Annotated in this window: 18 protein-coding genes; 12 read left to right on the top strand and 6 right to left on the bottom strand. The window is 50.6% G+C overall.

The features are described from left to right. The 10 genes from parC to AC3IRK_RS08560 all read left to right on the top strand — a co-directional run bounded on the left by parC (window position 1) and on the right by AC3IRK_RS08560 (window position 9,692). Window positions 1–2,406: a DNA topoisomerase IV subunit A gene (parC, locus tag AC3IRK_RS08515; RefSeq protein ID WP_131503738.1), complete on the top strand. Its 2,406-nt coding sequence runs from the start codon at window positions 1–3 to the stop codon at window positions 2,404–2,406. Window positions 2,407–2,736: 330 nt separating this feature from the next. Beyond that, on the top strand, window positions 2,737–3,207 hold the full coding sequence (locus AC3IRK_RS08520; protein ID WP_233494529.1) for an NUDIX domain-containing protein: 471 nt from the start codon (window positions 2,737–2,739) through the stop codon (window positions 3,205–3,207). A 238-nt stretch (window positions 3,208–3,445) separates the two neighbouring features. Further along, window positions 3,446–4,093: a hypothetical protein gene (locus AC3IRK_RS08525; protein WP_489169852.1), complete on the top strand. Its 648-nt coding sequence runs from the start codon at window positions 3,446–3,448 to the stop codon at window positions 4,091–4,093. Further along, entirely contained in the window at window positions 4,090–4,884 is a 795-nt protein-coding gene (locus AC3IRK_RS08530) for a DUF3307 domain-containing protein (RefSeq protein ID WP_489169853.1), read from the top strand. The genes AC3IRK_RS08525 and AC3IRK_RS08530 overlap by 4 nt, the downstream gene beginning before the upstream one ends. A 71-nt stretch (window positions 4,885–4,955) precedes the next feature. Continuing rightward, entirely contained in the window at window positions 4,956–5,507 is a 552-nt protein-coding gene (locus AC3IRK_RS08535) for a histidine phosphatase family protein (protein WP_114595730.1), read from the top strand. A gap of 2 nt (window positions 5,508–5,509) precedes the next feature. Next, entirely contained in the window at window positions 5,510–6,382 is an 873-nt protein-coding gene (locus AC3IRK_RS08540) for a ComEC/Rec2 family competence protein (RefSeq protein WP_489169854.1), read from the top strand. A gap of 15 nt (window positions 6,383–6,397) precedes the next feature. Then, complete coding sequence (locus tag AC3IRK_RS08545) at window positions 6,398–6,613, top strand: DUF3006 domain-containing protein (protein WP_489169855.1); 216 nt, start codon at window positions 6,398–6,400, stop codon at window positions 6,611–6,613. A 151-nt stretch (window positions 6,614–6,764) separates the two neighbouring features. Further along, window positions 6,765–7,673, top strand: a complete 909-nt coding sequence (locus AC3IRK_RS08550; RefSeq protein WP_131972637.1) for an AAA family ATPase — start codon at window positions 6,765–6,767, stop codon at window positions 7,671–7,673. 1 nt (window position 7,674) lies between these two features. Beyond that, a complete protein-coding gene (locus tag AC3IRK_RS08555) occupies window positions 7,675–8,721 on the top strand; it encodes a DUF58 domain-containing protein (RefSeq protein WP_489169856.1) in 1,047 nt (348 codons plus the stop codon). Then, a complete protein-coding gene (locus AC3IRK_RS08560) occupies window positions 8,718–9,692 on the top strand; it encodes a hypothetical protein (protein ID WP_489169857.1) in 975 nt (324 codons plus the stop codon). Before AC3IRK_RS08555 ends, AC3IRK_RS08560 begins: the two co-directional genes overlap by 4 nt. Before the next feature lie 224 nt (window positions 9,693–9,916). On the opposite strand, the gene AC3IRK_RS08565 is transcribed toward AC3IRK_RS08560, so the two are convergent. Together AC3IRK_RS08565 and AC3IRK_RS08570 are read right to left on the bottom strand one after the other, a co-directional pair. Beyond that, window positions 9,917–10,243 carry a hypothetical protein gene (locus AC3IRK_RS08565; RefSeq protein WP_131503730.1) on the bottom strand — a complete coding sequence of 109 codons (327 nt, stop codon included), beginning with the start codon at window positions 10,241–10,243 and terminating at the stop codon, window positions 9,917–9,919. Between the two features lie 142 nt (window positions 10,244–10,385). Next, window positions 10,386–11,411: a helix-turn-helix transcriptional regulator gene (locus AC3IRK_RS08570; RefSeq protein WP_489169858.1), complete on the bottom strand. Its 1,026-nt coding sequence runs from the start codon at window positions 11,409–11,411 to the stop codon at window positions 10,386–10,388. Window positions 11,412–11,523: 112 nt separating this feature from the next. Here AC3IRK_RS08570 and AC3IRK_RS08575 point away from each other — a divergent pair, with 112 nt between their 5' ends. Beyond that, window positions 11,524–12,372, top strand: a complete 849-nt coding sequence (locus AC3IRK_RS08575) for an alpha/beta fold hydrolase (protein WP_131972634.1) — start codon at window positions 11,524–11,526, stop codon at window positions 12,370–12,372. Here the strand turns inward: AC3IRK_RS08575 and AC3IRK_RS08580 are convergent. Further along, window positions 12,358–13,026: a hypothetical protein gene (locus AC3IRK_RS08580; RefSeq protein ID WP_214854485.1), complete on the bottom strand. Its 669-nt coding sequence runs from the start codon at window positions 13,024–13,026 to the stop codon at window positions 12,358–12,360. The two genes, AC3IRK_RS08575 and AC3IRK_RS08580, sit on opposite strands and share 15 nt — an antisense overlap. 196 nt (window positions 13,027–13,222) lie before the next feature. Here AC3IRK_RS08580 and AC3IRK_RS08585 point away from each other — a divergent pair, with 196 nt between their 5' ends. Next, complete coding sequence (locus AC3IRK_RS08585) at window positions 13,223–13,552, top strand: YolD-like family protein (RefSeq protein WP_165871615.1); 330 nt, start codon at window positions 13,223–13,225, stop codon at window positions 13,550–13,552. 116 nt (window positions 13,553–13,668) lie between these two features. Here the strand turns inward: AC3IRK_RS08585 and AC3IRK_RS08590 are convergent, their stop codons facing one another. The 3 genes from AC3IRK_RS08590 to efeB form a co-directional block, all read right to left on the bottom strand. Further along, complete coding sequence (locus tag AC3IRK_RS08590) at window positions 13,669–14,130, bottom strand: YflT domain-containing protein (protein WP_114595719.1); 462 nt, start codon at window positions 14,128–14,130, stop codon at window positions 13,669–13,671. Between the two features lie 94 nt (window positions 14,131–14,224). Beyond that, window positions 14,225–15,907: an FTR1 family iron permease gene (locus AC3IRK_RS08595; RefSeq protein ID WP_489170728.1), complete on the bottom strand. Its 1,683-nt coding sequence runs from the start codon at window positions 15,905–15,907 to the stop codon at window positions 14,225–14,227. Next, on the bottom strand, window positions 15,891–17,132 hold the full coding sequence (gene efeB, locus AC3IRK_RS08600; RefSeq protein WP_131503724.1) for an iron uptake transporter deferrochelatase/peroxidase subunit: 1,242 nt from the start codon (window positions 17,130–17,132) through the stop codon (window positions 15,891–15,893). Before efeB ends, AC3IRK_RS08595 begins: the two co-directional genes overlap by 17 nt. Window positions 17,133–17,134 lie beyond the last annotated feature (2 nt).

The following is a 17,134-nucleotide window of genomic DNA, read 5'->3' on the forward strand; positions in this document are numbered from 1 at the left end:
ATGTCTAACCTGCAAAACATTTTGAACCTGTCCCTTGAGCAAGTCGTCGGGGACCGGTTCGGTCGTTATTCGAAATATATCATCCAGGACCGGGCTTTACCGGACGCACGTGATGGATTAAAACCGGTTCAACGCCGTATCTTGTACGCGATGCATACGGAAGGTAACCTGTTCGACCGCGCTTACCGGAAATCCGCGAAAACGGTCGGCGTCGTCATCGGTAACTATCACCCACACGGCGATTCGTCGGTCTATGAAGCGATGGTCCGCCTGAGTCAGGAGTGGAAACTGCGTTATCCGTTAATTGACATGCAAGGGAATAACGGTTCGATTGACGGCGACAGTGCGGCAGCAATGCGGTATACAGAAGCCCGTTTGTCGAAAGTTTCGAGCCTGATTCTCGACGGCATCAACAAACAGACGGTTGACTATACATTGAATTTTGATGATACGACCGAAGAACCGCTCGTTCTGCCGTCATTGCTGCCAAACTTATTAATGAACGGATCGACTGGAATTTCAGCAGGTTATGCGACGGAAATCCCGCCGCACCATGCCGGTGAAGTCCTTGATGCCGCGATCGGCCGAATCTCCGGAACCGTCCATACTGTCGACGATTTACTGACGCATATGCAAGGTCCCGATTTCCCGACCGGCGGTGTCGTCCAAGGTCTCGACGGGATCAAAAAAGCGTTTGAAACCGGACGTGGCAAAGTCATCATCCGCTCTCGGGCAACGATTGAGACGTTACGCGGCGGACGCCAACAGATTCTGATTACGGAACTCCCGTATGAAGTCAATAAGGCCAACCTCGTCAAACGGATGGAAGAACTCCGCCTGGACCGTAAAGTCGAAGGGGTAGCGGAAGTCCGCGACGAGACGGACCGAGATGGTCTTCGTGTCGTCATCGAGCTGAAAAAAGAAGCGGACGCAGAAGGGGTGCTTCACTTCTACCTGAAGCAAACCGATCTGCAAGTCGCCTATAACTACAATATGGTCGCGATTCACGAGCGGACACCGCGTCAGATGGGCGTTCTTGCCCTGCTTGATGCTTACCTCAGCCACGTCAAAGATGTTGTCATCCGCCGGACGTCGTTTGATCTCGAGCAGGCAAAACGCCGCCAGGAGGTCGTTTCGGCTTTGATGACGGCGATTTCGGTCCTCGACGAGACACTTGCGTTGATTCGTTCCGCATCCAACAAATCGGAAGCGAAAGACAAGCTGGTTGAACGGTTCAGTTTCACGGACCGCCAGGCAGAAGCGGTCGTCATGCTTCAGTTGTACCGGTTAACGAACACCGATATCGTCGAATTACAGGACGAAGCGGCAAAACTCGAAAAAGAAATCACCCGTCTTGAGAAGATTCTAAACGACGAAAAAACGCGGAACCGATTGATCATCAAGGAATTGACGGTCTTAAAAGAGCAGGTTGCTGATAACCGGCGTTCGACGGTTGAAGCGGAAGTCGAAGAGTTGAAATTGAAGACAGAAGTCATGATTGCAGTCGAGGAAACAATGGTCTTCGTCTCGAAAAACGGCTATATCAAGCGGTCTTCAATGCGTTCTTTCGGCGCGACCAACGATTTGCCGGAGATGAAAGAGCAGGACCGACTGCTGTATCAAGGACAAGCGATGACGACGGATCATGTCATCGTCTGGACCGTTCAGGGGAATTATCTCTTGATTCCGGTCCATCAGTTGCCGGATACGAAATGGAAAGACGGCGGACAACACGTCGCCAATCTCGTGCCGCTTGATCCCGGCGACCGGATTTTATCGGTCGACCTCGTCCGAACGTTTGACGAGAACTCACACTGTCTGTTCGTGACCCGCCAAGGGATGGTCAAACGCTCGAAATTGAGCGACTACAATGCTCAGCGGAAATCAAAACCATTGCAGGGTGTCCGTTTACGAGCGGATGACGAAGTCCTGTATGCCAAGGTTTCTACCGGACAAGAGCAATTGTTCTTAACGACCCAGCATGGATTCGGTCTCTGGTTCACGGAAGACGATGTCCCGGTCGTCGGTGTCCGGGCAGCGGGTGTGAAAGCGATCAACCTTCGTGATCAGGATGTCGTGGCCGGTGCGATCGGCTTCAAACAAGCACCGAATATCGTCCTGTTGACACAACGTGGTGCCTTGAAGAAAATGCGCCTTGCGGATCAGTTCCAGGTCTCGAACCGCGCCTTGCGCGGTACACAACTGTTACGTGATTTAAAATCAAAACCGCATCAGGTCGCGGCATTGATCGACGTCACACAAGCAAAAGAGCTGATTTTGATCGGAAAAGAGCAGGAAAAGACAATTCAAGTCCAATCGTTGTCCTTCCTCGACCGGTTATCGAACGGTTCGTTTGCCTATGATGAAGAAAAATTCGGTCCGCTTCTCGATTGGTATACTGTTTGATGGTCAGATGCCCCTCATTTTGATAGAGGGGTGTCTTTTTTTATGAAATATGGCATAAAGTCGCTGTTTCCCGTTCGTTTCTAGCTTTCTGACGCCTGTTTTGACCGCTTTATCAGACTTTTCTTCGAATTATTGACAAATCACCTGTTTACAAATTGAAACGACCGCCAATAACCGCTACAATAAAAGAAAATGGTCAGGCAAGATTACCACGAAGTATGTGGAGCGGGCAGTTCGGAGCTTTAGCTTATAGAATTCGTTTCATCAAGCAGCTACGGACATGTTCCTCGGCTGCTTTTGTGCCATCTGCCAACTGGAGAGGTGATGACGATGAAATTCAGAAGACGCGAAAAAGTAGCAATCTATATCACACGGGAGCAACCAGAGGGATGGGAACTACTTGTTTTTCATCCGCAATCTGCTCCAGACAGTGATTGGCAAATTCCTGCCGGCACAATCGAAGATGCCGAAATCGCCAAGGAAGCGGCAGTTCGGGAAACACTCGAGGAAAGCGGTTTATCGCTCGCGACCGTCCAGTACGTAGGTGAAGAAGAAATGCGTTATCCGGAACGCATGCGGGTGCATTACACGTATTTCTATCATGCTCATATCGAATGTCAGGAAAACAGATGGACGCATTGTGTTGCTGGTGACGGTCAAGATTGCGGTGATTTTTTCCATTTCGCCTGGTTACCGCTTGAACGAATCACGCAACTCGAACGCCGGCATCATATTTTCTTGGATCGTTTAATGAGCCGCTTGGAACGGACACATCATTACGATTGTCGGAAACACGGTTAATCCCGTGTTTTTTTGTTTTGTCTCACTATATTGAGTTTACCTTAATTATGAGACAATAATTACCAACTATTGATAATATATGTTATGTTAACTAAAAGAAAAAATAAAAAAGATTTGAATCAGTCTTTGTTTTTTTTACGCTTCCCTGTTACTCTAAATACAGTAACAAGTCTATTGTTACCCTTTAAACGGTAACAAATGATAAGTAACCGCATATTCGGTAACAAGGAGGATTTGTATGCAAGCTGTTGCAGTTTCATTTGATATTCAAAATTCCCGTGCGTATTCCAGTAAAGAACAATTATTAACCGATCTGCATCGGTTGGCGGATCAGCTGAACCGAGCATTTCCGGCAGCACTCGTACCGTTTCAAATCAAGTCCGGTGACAGTCTGCTTGGCGTATTCAACGAATATGCCGTCAGTTATCCGCTCATGTTGATGCTGTTGAATCAACCGTTAAACGGTTATATCGGAATCGGATTCGGTCAATATGAGACGTTATCGACGACTCATGCCGATGAAGCAAACGGAAGTGCCATCATTTTCGCTTTTGAGGCCCAGGAAGCGGCAAAACAGACCGCAAACCGGATTTCCTTTGCCGGACCGCCTTATTTGCCGACCGCCCTGCTGAACGGTTATATCGAGATGCTGTATCCCGCTTATTTCGGCAAAACGGACCGGCAAATCGAATTACACCGGCTGATGGATCTGCATCCGGACGCTACTTACGAAGAAATCGGTTTGAAGATGGGCTTTCACGAAAAAGATGCCCGGATGAATGTCGCGAAACTTGTCGCCCGTTCCCAACGTAAACAACGTAAACGTCTCGAACAGGCATTGATTGATGCCTTAAACCAGTTACAAGTCTGGGAGGCGATCGGATGACTTTGCTGTTAAGCCTGCTTCTGATCCACCTGCTGGCGGACTTTCCGTTCCAGAGTCAACGGATGGCAAAGTTGAAACAACGCACGTTTCGGGTATTACTCGAACATATAACGATACATAGCATCGGCACAGCCGCCGTCCTCGGACTCTTTTACCAGATGAATGACGTGACTGGTCAGACGGCCTGGATCATCGGCGGTGTCATCATCGGGACACATGCCTTACTGGACGGCTCGCCCTTCAAACGTCTTTTGCATCCGGCACTTGCCTTTTGGAGCGATCAATTGATCCATATCGGGATTCTGACCGGTATCGTCCTCTTTTTCACCCCTGTCGCTTGGCCGGCATCGTTTACGTTACCGGATCAAATCCTGTGGATCAGCGTCTGGGGCTTGATTGCAACGGAGTTAATCGGACGCGGGATTGCCCCGCTGCTTGCGCCCTTTGCGCCCCGCTTGATTGAATCGCATTTTGAGCGGAAGGTCACACGAAAAGAACAACTGGACGGTCTGAAGCGGTCCGTCACGCATGAAGTCGAGGATTCCGCCCGCAGTTATACGACGGAAATCAACGGCGTCGGCCGTTACATCGGACTCGTCGAACGGGCCATCATCGTCTCTTTGGTGGCGGTCAATGCAACGGGCGCCATTGGATTCATCATTGCCTTAAAGGCATTGGCCCGTTTTAAACAGTTTGACGACCGCCGTTTTGCGGAATATTATATCATCGGCAGTTTACTGAGCATTCTCGGTGCCTTGCTGTGCGGCATGGCGATCCGCCTTGCCCTGTAACGACAGCAAGGCGATAGAGAGATGGAAAGAGAGGTGGACGGTTTCTTGATGCAAGCGACCGTCACAAACATATGAAACAGATTGGATTAGTCAGACACCACCGGGTAACGGAGGGTTACCCGACCAAAGGCTGGATCAGCGCAGCCGATATCGAGGCCTGGATCGAACGTTATGACGTCTCGACCATCGATGTCCAGCCGGTTGAACTCGGAAACATCGACTGGACGATTTGTTACGCCAGCAGTATGCCGCGTGCCGTTCAGACGGCGAAAAGTGTATATGGAAACGACATTATCATAACGGACCTGTTACGGGAAGTCCCGTTCCCGACCATCCGCTCGCGGATCCGCCTCCCGTTTCTCGCCTGGGCGTTGATCGGACGACTTGTCGCCCCCTTCAGCAAGCGGATTCAAGCGGAAATCAAGGATGCCAACGAGCGGATTACGGTTCTCTTAAACCAGTTGACGTTTGAACAACAAGAACATGACCGGGTCCTGCTCGTCGGACACGGCGGGATGATGATTCTGATGCGGTCTGCATTAAAAAAACGGGGGTATGTCGGTCCCCGCTTCGGTCATCCGCGTAACGGCATGTTGTATCTGTTTGAGAAACGGGAGGGATAGACATGAAATGGGGTTCCGTTCTGTTGCTTGCCTTGTGTCTGATTGTCGTCTTTTATATGACACGCGACGACGAACCGTCACCTGGTGATCGTCCGGAATCAGGTTCCGTCATTCACGTCTACGGCTTTGATGTCGGTCAGGGTGACAGTACATTGATTCAGACGAAAAACGAAACGATTTTGATTGATGGCGGGAACAACGGGAAAGGGGACGATGTCGTCCGCTATCTGAAAAACCTGGGCATCACAAGCTTAACGGCCATCATCGCGACACATCCGGACGCAGATCATATCGGCGGGCTCGATACGATTCTCGATGCCCTACCTGTTGATCAAGTCTACGCACCACGCGTCAACCACACGACAGAAACCTATCGGGACTTTTTACTCGCCGTCAAACGGCAAGGAATCACCATTAAAACGGCTAAGGCCGGTGTCTCGATTCCGAGTGACGAAGTAAAACTGAACTTACTCGCCCCGCTCCGCGACGGCACACGTGATTTAAATAGCTGGAGTACAGTTCTGCAACTCGTTTATGGCAATAATACCTTTCTCTTCATGGGAGACGCTCCGATTCGGACGGAACAGGATTTGCTCGAATCCGGAATGGATTTAAAAGCTGATGTATTAAAAGTCGGGCATCATGGTGCGGATACCTCGTCCTCGATTCCCTTTTTACAAGCAGTCCACCCTTCCCGCGCCTTGATTTCAGCAGGTGAAGGCAATGCTTACGGCCATCCGCGTCCGACCGTCATGAATGCGCTGGCGGCGGAAAGCATCCAGGTCGACCGGACGGACCGGATGGGCACCGTTCAGTACACGTCAGACGGGGAGACGATTCAAGTCAATAGCCGGACCGACTTACGCCCTGAGTAAAGGAGAGGATTCACGATGAAAATGACCGTCACGGAATTTGAAGGGGATCAGGCGATTTGTGAGACGGAAAACCGTGAAACGGTGCAAGTCCCCCGCTCGCGTCTGCCCCGTGCTGCAACGATCGGCGACTGGCTCGAATGGCACGGTCGTTCGATCCGGATTCTCCGGGAGGAAACGCAGAACCGTCGGCAGGAAATTGATGATTTGATGAATGAACTGTTTGAAGACTAAAACTCCGTTCCTTGGCCTGTCAGTGGTCAAGGATTTTTTTGTTTCTCTCCTAGTAAAACCACTAAATTTGGAAAACAGACTTAAATCACTGGCAGTTTTATCTGAATTTTCGTAAACTTTAAGAATACGAAATAAAAAGGGGGATTTATCCATGTTCCAACAATTACGAACGAACTTAAAGCAAGCGGTCCTCGGACAAGAACATGTTATAGATCATCTTCTGATCGGCCTGTTGTCGGAAGGTCACGTTCTGCTTGAGGACCGGCCGGGTACCGGCAAGACGACACTGGCCAAATCACTGGCCAATACACTTGATGCCAAGTTTTCCCGCGTCCAATGTACCGCGGATACGTTACCGACCGATCTGCTTGGGATGGAATTGTTTAATCCGTTGACCGGTTCATTCGAACAACGGTTTGGTCCGCTGTTCGCAAATATCGTCCTTGTCGACGAAATTAACCGGACGACGCCGCGGACACAATCCGCCCTGCTCGAAGCGATGGGCGAAGCACAGGTCACGATCGGAGATACCTCTTATACGTTACCGCAACACTTTTTAGTCATCGCGACCCAAAATCCGTTTGACGGTCAGGGAACGTTCCCCCTCCCCCATGCGCAACTCGACCGCTTTTTGTTTAAGTTGTCGTTCGCTCCGCTTGATCGCCGGGTCGAAAAAGCCTTGTTGCAGGGAGCTCACTTACAACCGAGTACGTTCCAATTGCCGCTTGAGCAACTGAATACCTGGAAACAGGAAGTACAGGCCGTCACGATCGAAGATGCGGTCGAAGATTACCTGCTCGACGTCTGTGATGCCTTGCGGGCGCACCGTGACGTGGAAATCGGTCCGAGTCCCCGTGCTACCTTGGCACTCCTGCAAGCCGCACGAGCACGGGCCTGGATGCACGACCGGACGTACATTACCCCGGAAGACATTAAGCAACTCGCAACGCCGCTGCTTGCCCACCGGCTTGTCCTGACACTTGAAGCGACATTGAAGATGACGAACGGCCGCTTAGTCCAGCAGATTTTGGAGTCATTGACTGTTCCGACTGAGGTGTAACATGCAATTGATTACACCGAAGTCCTTTCACCCGATGATTTTATTTTGGATTGCCGTCACTGCCGGCATCTGTACGCTGTACGGCTCGCTCCTGCTTGCGACACTGCTCGTCGCGTACACATTATATGGTTACCTCTTACCGAAGTACCTCGAGTACCTCGGAGCACGTCTGAGCGTCCGGCTCGTCGAAACCGTCCGCGCCTTCCGGGACGATCCGCTACTCATCCCGTTTGAAATCCATAATCCGACACGGTTTTCCCTTGGTAAAGTGACGGTATCCGGTCTTCTCGGGGAACAAGTCCGGATCGAGGACGCGAGCAGCCAGTTTTGGCGTCAACATGTCTTTGTTCCGCGTCAGGCCAGCGTCCCGTTTCAAATCGACGTCACGGCAGCCAAACGGGGCACAATCCGGATTCAGTCGTTTGATATCATGATTTCCGACCCGTTCCATCTGATGACACTCTACTTGACGTTGCCGATTCAACAACTCGGGCATGTCTTTCCGGATTTTGCACCGGCCTCGGTCGAATGGAACGAACGCCAGATTCCGGGCGAGACGATTGACCGGTCGAGTCCATTCACGGATCGGTCGAGCTTTCACTCCGTCGTCCCTTACGCAGGTGATGCGAAGACGATCTATTGGTCTGCTTACGCCAAGACGGGCGAACTGTATTCCTATCAGTATGACCGGATGCGCAATCATGATTATGCCGTCATCATTGATGGGCTGTCCGCGGACGGTTTAGCCTTACGCGGTGATTTTGAAAAGTTACTTTCGCGGGCGGCGACGATTATCCGAGAACTTGAAAAACAAGGCGCCTCGTACAGTCTCTGGATTTCAATGGTCAACCGGGATGGGCAGTGGTATCACGTTCCCTCGGGAAAAGGAAAAGACCAATTTTTACGGACGATGGAGTGTCTCGCCCGGATTTCAGAATATGATTTACCGCTCGAACGCCGCTATTTCACGAAACGTCTTCAACGGACCGTCCCCTCGACGACTGCGGAAATTCATCTTGGACACCGGCACAAGGGGGTGAGCGCATGATTCTCTGGTGGATTTTCGTCATCAGTCTCCTGCAGGCACCGCTCATTATTTTGATGTTCCCGCTGCTTGTAGCCATCCCGGCACGCAACATCCGGATTGGCCTGCAACTGGTCGCGGCAGTCTCGTTTCTTTTGATTTCTCCGCTAATCAGTATACTGTTGTTGCTTGCCATTGCTCTCGGGACATGGCTCGAGACTGTCGATCAGCCGTATAAATTTGCCATCAGTGCGACGGGGCTGACCGGACTGTTTCTGTTATTCCCGGGCCTTTCACCGCCGCTTGGCGCCTATCTGCTGCTTGGTCTGTTATGGGCAATCCCCTTCTTAAGACAGCATCTCGTAGAATGGCGCCGGATCACCACAGCTGTCTCGCTGTTTCTCGGGATCAGCCTTGTCCTCGTTACCGTGATCCGGTTGCTCAAAGAAGCGCTGTTTGGTTCTGTCGCAAACCTGACCCGTCCTGCACTTGAGGCATTCGGCTCTCTCTTTACCTGGACGTTACCGCTCGCGGAACAGATTGATCAAAAGACGGGAGCGAATGCGACGGATTTATCAAACATCGCCCCGCAAGAGAGTCTGAAGGCCGCAAGTATGAGTTCCGCTACGCTGTTTTATCTGAACACGGCAGGGATTGTCTTGGCGATTCTCGCTGTCGGGATCACCTTCTATTTGATTCGGAAACGACAGGTCGTTTCCACGGAAGCCGAACCCGTCGTCCGGATGACGGGGGCGAAGCAACCGGCACCGATTAAAAAGCATAGCCAGCACCCGCTTCTGAAAATCGCTTCACAACTCGAACAGGCATTCCCGCGCCGTCACGAGGAAACGAACGTCGAATGGTTAACGCGGATCGAGTTTCCGGAAGCCGTGGCCCACGCACACCTTCTCGACGGGATTGAATTCAGTCGCAGTGAACCGGCGTACGATCTCCAACTGTTCCGAAAGTATGTCCGGGAACAAATCGAACGTTAAATCAAAAAGAAGGTGCTCCGATACCGGAACACCTTCTTTTGGTTATTTAGAATCAATTTTAGACGCTTTACGCGCGATGATGACAATAAAGACGATGGCAGCAACCGGAAGCACGAGTGGCATCCAGTCCAGGATATACTGTGTATTCATCGTATCCCCTCCTCCAAAACATGCTAATACTCTATCCGTAGCATATTCCAAAAGACCGCACCATGCAAGCATCATCAGATTCGCGGCAATATCGAGTAGACGACGGAGTAATAAATCAAGACACTGGTCGAGATACTGTAGATTACCAATATGTAAGGTCCGAATTTCGGCTGTGCATGCCGTTTCAGCACTTTCAGCGAAAACATCGTGATGCCTAATGCAAATAAAGGACTAAAGCCGAAGACCACAAGATCCATTGACATTAAGAGCTCTGTACTGAAAAGAAGATTAAATGCAAAAATCGATAATAAATACCAAGACGTGTACGACAGACAGATGAAAAAGAGGTATGACACGCCCGCAATAACGCTTCCCATCCGTGGTTTTTCCATATGTTGCATGATGCCCCTCCTGTAACAAAAATAAGATATCCTTAATGGTAATCGGAAAAAACGCTCAAAAATATTCAAATATGAATATACGACAAAAAACGACAAAAAAAGATCTTCTGCCCCATTCGGCAAAAGATCTGCTTCTATCGTGTTAGACACTCTCATTCATCGGTTGACTGACCGCAATTCCTTTTTTATAGACTTTAGCAAGCTCAAGGACTTTGTTTTTAAAGGCTTCCCGACAAAAGGCCGGTTCAAGAATCTCCGCTTGTTCCGCGAACTGAATCAGCCACATCATGAAACCTTGAGAGAAAAGCGCTCCCACCTTGACTTCAAACCAGTCCCCTTCTAAACGCCGGCAACGAATGTCCGTCCCGAAGCGGTCGACGACGGTTGGCATGACACTCTCATGGAACTTCAACGTCAACTGTTCCTGTTCTCCCCCGTACATATTGAACATACTGCTCAAGTAAGTGGATTCGACCTCGACCGGAGTCTGCGCCGGCTCAAAGACACTGCAATTGACGATGCGATCGACCCGGTACGTCCGAATCTCTTCGACACGTTCATCACGGCCGATCAGATAGTAGTTTCCATTATCGACAATCAAATGTGCCGGGGTAACGAGATAATAATCGCCGTCCCGTCGTAACTCAAACTTTCGTGTCCGTTCATTGAATTTTCCCTGATATTGAAAACTGATGATGTCCTGTTCGATGATAGCCTTTTGAATGGTGTCAATCGAAAAAGGAATGACGCCTTTCGGTTTCTTGACGGTATGTATGACCGGCGTCAACGTTTTCGCCAGACGTTTACTCGTCAAAGTATGAATATTGCGGACCAGGACCTCCGTTTCACTCTCAGAAATGAACTTCGCACTGGCAATCGCATCCACAAGTAAACGCAGGTGGTGGTATTCGAACGGACGGCTGACAAGATGATACGGAATCGCCAGACCGTTTTTAGTTTCTTCCGCATGGATGTCAAAACCTGATTTGGCAAGAGCCGCGATATCTTCTTTTAACGACTTCCGGGACAGCTTTTCAATCAGTCCTCTTTTCGACAATTCCGTACTTAATTCTTCCAATGTCAACGTCTCTTCTTCATCGGAATACTGTTCAAAAATTTCTCGAACCGCTAACAACCGATCCCGATTGGATAATTTTTCATTTGGCACGGGGCATCCTCATTTCCTATCCATAAGATGTTTGATTATACTTGGATTATACCTTAAACAGGTACGAAGATTAACAATAATATGGAAATATTTAAGAGATAGGAGAATTTGGATGCAACACATTGCCGATTGGGAAGGTTACCGATTCGATTACCGGGACAGTGGAACCGGACCCGTCATTTTACTGATTCATGGCACACAGTCCGATTACCGGGAAGTCTATCACGTAGAACGATTGATTGAAGCCGGTTACCGGGTCATTGTCCCGTCTCGTCCGGGATACGGGAAAACACCGCTCCGTGTCGCCTCATCCCCCGGTGAGTTGGCTGCTTTTTACAAAAAATGGCTTGCTTCGCGACACATCGAGCAATATACGGTCTACGGGATTTCGGCCGGCGGACCGACAGCAATTGCGTTGGCAAGTAATAATCCGTCTGTCTGTTCACTCGTCCTTGCCTGTGCGATGACACACGAAATCTCGCTTCCTTATCAGGCTTGGCTTGTCCAACCGCTCCTTCAACGTCCGTTGCAGCTCCTGCAATGGGTCTTGTGGCATTACGTCAAAGACAAGTTGGTCAAGTTTCCGCAAGAAGCGTCTGTGCGCATGGTCGAAATGACCAGTCTGTTGCAGCGTGACGAAATTCGACGTCAATTGAATGGAGTCGATCAACAATTGTTGTATCAAGTCGGACTGCAGAACGGACCGGGGCGGGGTGTCTTATTTGATTTGACGCAACAGATTGACCGACCGATCTTGCAAGCCATCCGCTGTCCGGTGCTGATCATCCATTCCAAGGCGGACCGGGCCGTTCCATTCGAACATGCCCTCTATGCCCGGCGTGCCATTGCCCATGCCCAGTTCATCGAGTCGGCAAGTCCCGGTCATTTGATTTGGATCGGTCCCTCCGCGCGTCACGATGAACGCATGATTGAACGTTTCATCTCCTTAAATCACTTGTAGACGAACACGAAGGTTCAGCTTTTCGTTCTCTTCCTCAATCGAGATGATGCCCCGTGCCGTCAGTTCTTCAATCGCCAGACGTGTCCGTTCCAGGTTAAACCGTGCGTACCGGGCAATCTCTGATATGCCCATCCGGCAGGACAGCTGGTTGGCCTTGATCTTCGAAGACGGTTTGGCGACGGAGCGTTGCAACAGACGCCAAAAAACCTGCCGGGCATCATCGGATAACGCGTACGCGTTTTTTTCGATGACGGGCGGCACATAACGGATATCTTCCCGAATACGTCGAATCAGATAGAGACTCAACCAATCCTCCACGTCGGCTTGAATCCGGAAAAACTCAAACCACCATAACTGATCGAGTGCTTCTGCTTCGTCCTGCCGTAATGCCCAGGATGGCGGGATCTCATCAAACTCTTCATCGAGAAAATCTTCATAGTCCAAAGCGGTTTCATATAAAATCTGGGGCGGGATCCGGTCGAGTGTCTCCCGCTTTTGGTATAAATCAAAACTCATCCGCCGGAAGTGTTCGACTGAACCGGCGACCTGACTGAGTTGCATCAATTGTTTGGTAATCAGACGGGCGAGACCGTCCAGCTCAAGTTGAATGGCATATAAGTGTTTTTCAAGGGCAATTAACGTACTTCGTTCCATCAGACAGTTCCTCCTCTGTTCCTGGCATACTTCTAGTCTTTTTCCGCAAATCGGACATTCAAAACCAACCTCTGTTTCTTTACTCCTCTACGGTGTCTTTCTCTTCTTCAACCGGGTTTATCTCCCAAATAAATGGGGAATATTTTGGGGCAGTGTATCGTCGACATGTAAAGGATTCAATCGGAGGTGGAACGACGTGTTACAGTCTAAGAAACGAACGGAGCGAAAGTGGCGGCAACGCGCGACACGGAATCATATTCTGCAATTGGAACACTTGTACAAAACGCATCCCGCCCGACAGACGACACAGACAAAGATTGTTTTTCCACAATTGTTAGAAGATGCCATTCGAAGCGGGCGGCTGGTGACGGTCCGTTATCTCGACCAGGGAACCGAGACCGCATTGACGGGAACGGTTACCGCTCTTTTTCACGCCCGCGGAATCATTGAAATCAAGACATCAACCGGTTTACAGCGTCATATTCCGTTCGATGAGGTAATGGATTTGCGTGAATCGCTCCAATAGAAGATCCATAAAAAATGATCCTGCATAGACGAACAAAGGATGACGGATTCAAATCCGTCATCCTTTGTTCGTCTAAAAATTGACACTGTTGCCAGTCCCTGTTTAACCGACGCTTCTTATTTTTTATCCAACTTGACGTTTTGGTCAGCCGGTAAGGTCGTCGTCGTTTCTTCCTCTTCGAGTTTCGGAACACCTGCACCGTATTCTGTCGTCTCATCTTCGACATAAGAAGCGGCAAACGCCGGATTCAGTAAGTCAGATTTTGAGCCGACGATGACAATCCGGCCATGGCGAACTTCCTCTTCCAAATCTTCTGCTACATCCTTTGTCATTCCGAGTTCCGACAACTGGGCAATGCGGTCTTTTCGGTTGCTGCGGACTGTCGACATCAATGTCTCAAAAAATGATTTTTTTGTTACACGATACGCCAACGTCTGAGTGTCATTGGCAATCCGTTCCGCCAATTCTTCATCCTTCGCAAAGATGTAAATTTGTTTATTCGAATAGCCACTTGACTTCAAGCTTGTCACTTCTGCGTCCACCGCCGTCATGTTTCGTACGATTCTTGTTTCAATCATCCTGTTTCCTCTCCTTCATGCGAGCCAACGATCTACTCTCGATATAAAGTTATTCCCGAAACATAATGAATAAAACATGAAACTGAAAAACGGCTTAAACAGCTTTCCGAAGACCCGAAGGAGAGCGACGTCTCAGATATATCAACAAACCAACTAAAACACATAGTCCGACTTGCGGAATGATCGTCTCATACGTCGGATAAATCCCTACCCAAGGCAATGACGGGATGTATGACATGACATGGATCGGCAAGAGGCCCGTAATTTGCAAGGCATGCAGACTGGCACCTAATATTTTGAACGCCATGAGATAAATCAATCCGGTTGCTCCTGCAAAGAGCCGGTTGATTGGTAAACGTACCCCTAAATAAATGACAGCAAGCGAAAGAAGCCCGATGAGTGCAATTGCCAGCACGATCCCTCCAGCTAAAGCAGTCGATGTCATGGCGGGCGCCATGCCGACATAAAACAGCAACGTCTCGGCCCCTTCCCGGAAAATCGTCAAAAAGCTGACGGCAAACAAAGACCGTCCCGCCAGATTCAGTGCCAGTTCCGTTTGCCGTGAAGCAACCGCCGTTTTCGAATGTAACCACGAACCGACGAGCAGCATCATCAATACTGCGGCCAGTCCGGTCCATCCTTCAATCTGCTCCCGTCCGACAGCAGCAAGTGCCGTTGAAAAGAACTGTTGGATGATCAGGGCCAGTGCTCCACTCGCGAATAAACCACATAATGCCCCACTCCAAATCATCCGTTCGCCTGTCACCTTGGCTTTTCGGGTAAAGGCAACGAGCGCGCTGATGATCAGCAAGGCTTCCAGCCCTTCCCGCAACATGACGAGCATCGCATCGACAAACGAATACGTCGTTTTCTGCGCTAACACTTCAAGTGACGTGATGATCGGGGCCAGGTCAGTCCGGGTGGAAGCCATCGTCGTTTCATCTAAACGCGACAACAGAACGGGTACATCCGATTCAATCGTCGTATACAGAGAACTGCTCCGGGTCCGGACTTCCCCTTCCCCGCTCGGCCAACGTTCGATAAAGGTCGTCAGCGTTTTCTCCGCCGCCGGGACGTCCTGATTCGCGAGTTGCTGATCCGCTTGTTTCAGTAACGCCGTCAACTCGACGAGACCCGTCTGTTTCGCGGCTTTCACCGTATCCCCTTTTAGAAAAGAACGGATACTGGCGTCAAACTGATCCAGTGCCTGATTCAGCTCCGACGGATCAAATGTTTCACGGGCCAAAGCAATCCGGATTGCGGACAGTCCCATCTCGACCTGACCGTAGTGCCCGATGCTCGTCTCCCGGACGACTGTTTCCCGGTCCGTCCAGGCTGTCAGCAATTCCGACTGCAACTGCTGACGCTCGGACATGTCAGTGGCCGTTCTCAGTTGCTTCGTTAGAGTGAACAGTTCTTTTAACCGTTTTTTAGCGGCTGAATCGTCCTTCGGCTGTTTGGTTTTTTCCAGCGCCCGGACCGCAGTCGACAATTCCGTCAATTGCTGCTTGACGGCAGGCAAAGCGGTTTGCTGCTTGACGGCAGGCAACTTCTGCTCGATGTTCTGTTGTTCGGCAGAAGCCGGCAACCGGTCGACCTGCTGTTCAAGCGTCGCGAGCGTTGTCTGTAAGCTGCTCCGGTCACCGTCGTTGACCGCTGACAAAGCTTGACCGATTAAAACATACAGGTCATCGGTTTTCGCATCGGCATGAACGACCGGCATCCCGATCATCGTGCAGAGAAGCACCGGTAAAAAGAAATTAAGCAAAAAGCGCATCACCGATGTAGCCTCCTTTTTGAATTCCGCCGAAACAGGCGAAAACAGCACTGCCACGATGGGTAATGTATTCATTTAAACGGTCGGACGCTGCTAACCGTCTCTGAATGGTGATGAACTGCTCCGGTGACCGTTGATACGATAGAAACAGTAAGCCGGCATCGAGGGCACCGGTCGTTTCGTGAATCCCGGCCTGGTAGGAATAGGAGCGGCGTAACAGTTGTTCTTTTCCTGATCCGTGGGCGACTGCTGTGTGCGAGTCACTTGGAAGTTGTGCTTCACCGTGCGCCGTCCGTTTGCTTGGTGTCACCGCTGCAAATTCCTCTTTCGACCCAAGCGGGGCACCGGATGCGCGTTCGCGGCCAAACGTCCGCTCCTGTTCTTTCAGGATCGTCCGGTCCCATACCTCAAGATGCATCTGGATCCGGCGGACGACCAGGAAACTGCCGTTCGTCAACCAGGGTGAACCGTCCTGCCACTGGTAAAAGAGGTGTTGTTTTCGGACAGCGTCCTGCGTGCCGTCCGGATTACCGGTCCCGTCCTTGAATCCGAACAGATTCCTTGGTGTCCCCCCTGCCGCATCCGCGGCCTTGGAGCGTTGAAAACCGGCTTGCGTCCAGCGGATCTTAACGATACCGCGACCAATCCGGGTCAAATTCCGTAACGCATGAAACACGACTTGTTGATCGTCGGCACAAATCTGGACGACGAGGTCTCCGCCCGCCCATTGCGGGTCCAGTTGATCGAGATCAAAGACCGGCAACTCCCGGAGCAGCTTAGGACGTTTATGACCAATCCCGAATCGGTCCTTGGCAAATAAACTGTGACCGCAACCGAATGTAAACGTCAGGTGGCCCGCTGACAGCCCTTCCGCCTCTCCTGTATCTTCCGGAGGAACATAGGCACTGTCCGCGTCGCCGAGCGGTAATCCGGCTGTCAGTCGGGCGCATGCCCGCGTCCAACGTTTCAACAGATCAATCAATTCATCGCGCCGGGTCGTCTGGACATCAAAGGCGACCACCTGGACGTGGTTTTGAGGCGTTGTCAGGATACCCGCCTGATACTTGCCGTAGAACGGGACTTGATCTGTCGCCTGAGCCGTCAGGGCACGGGGTAAAAACCGTTCGAGTCCACTTGCGTAAAGAGCGGCTCCGAGCCCGGTCAGTCCCGCGACTTTCAGGACGTCACGCCGGGTGACCCCTGCTTCTAAAGTAGTCCGTGTCATCG

The sequence above is a fragment of the Exiguobacterium sp. GL_137 genome, assembly GCF_057834585.1.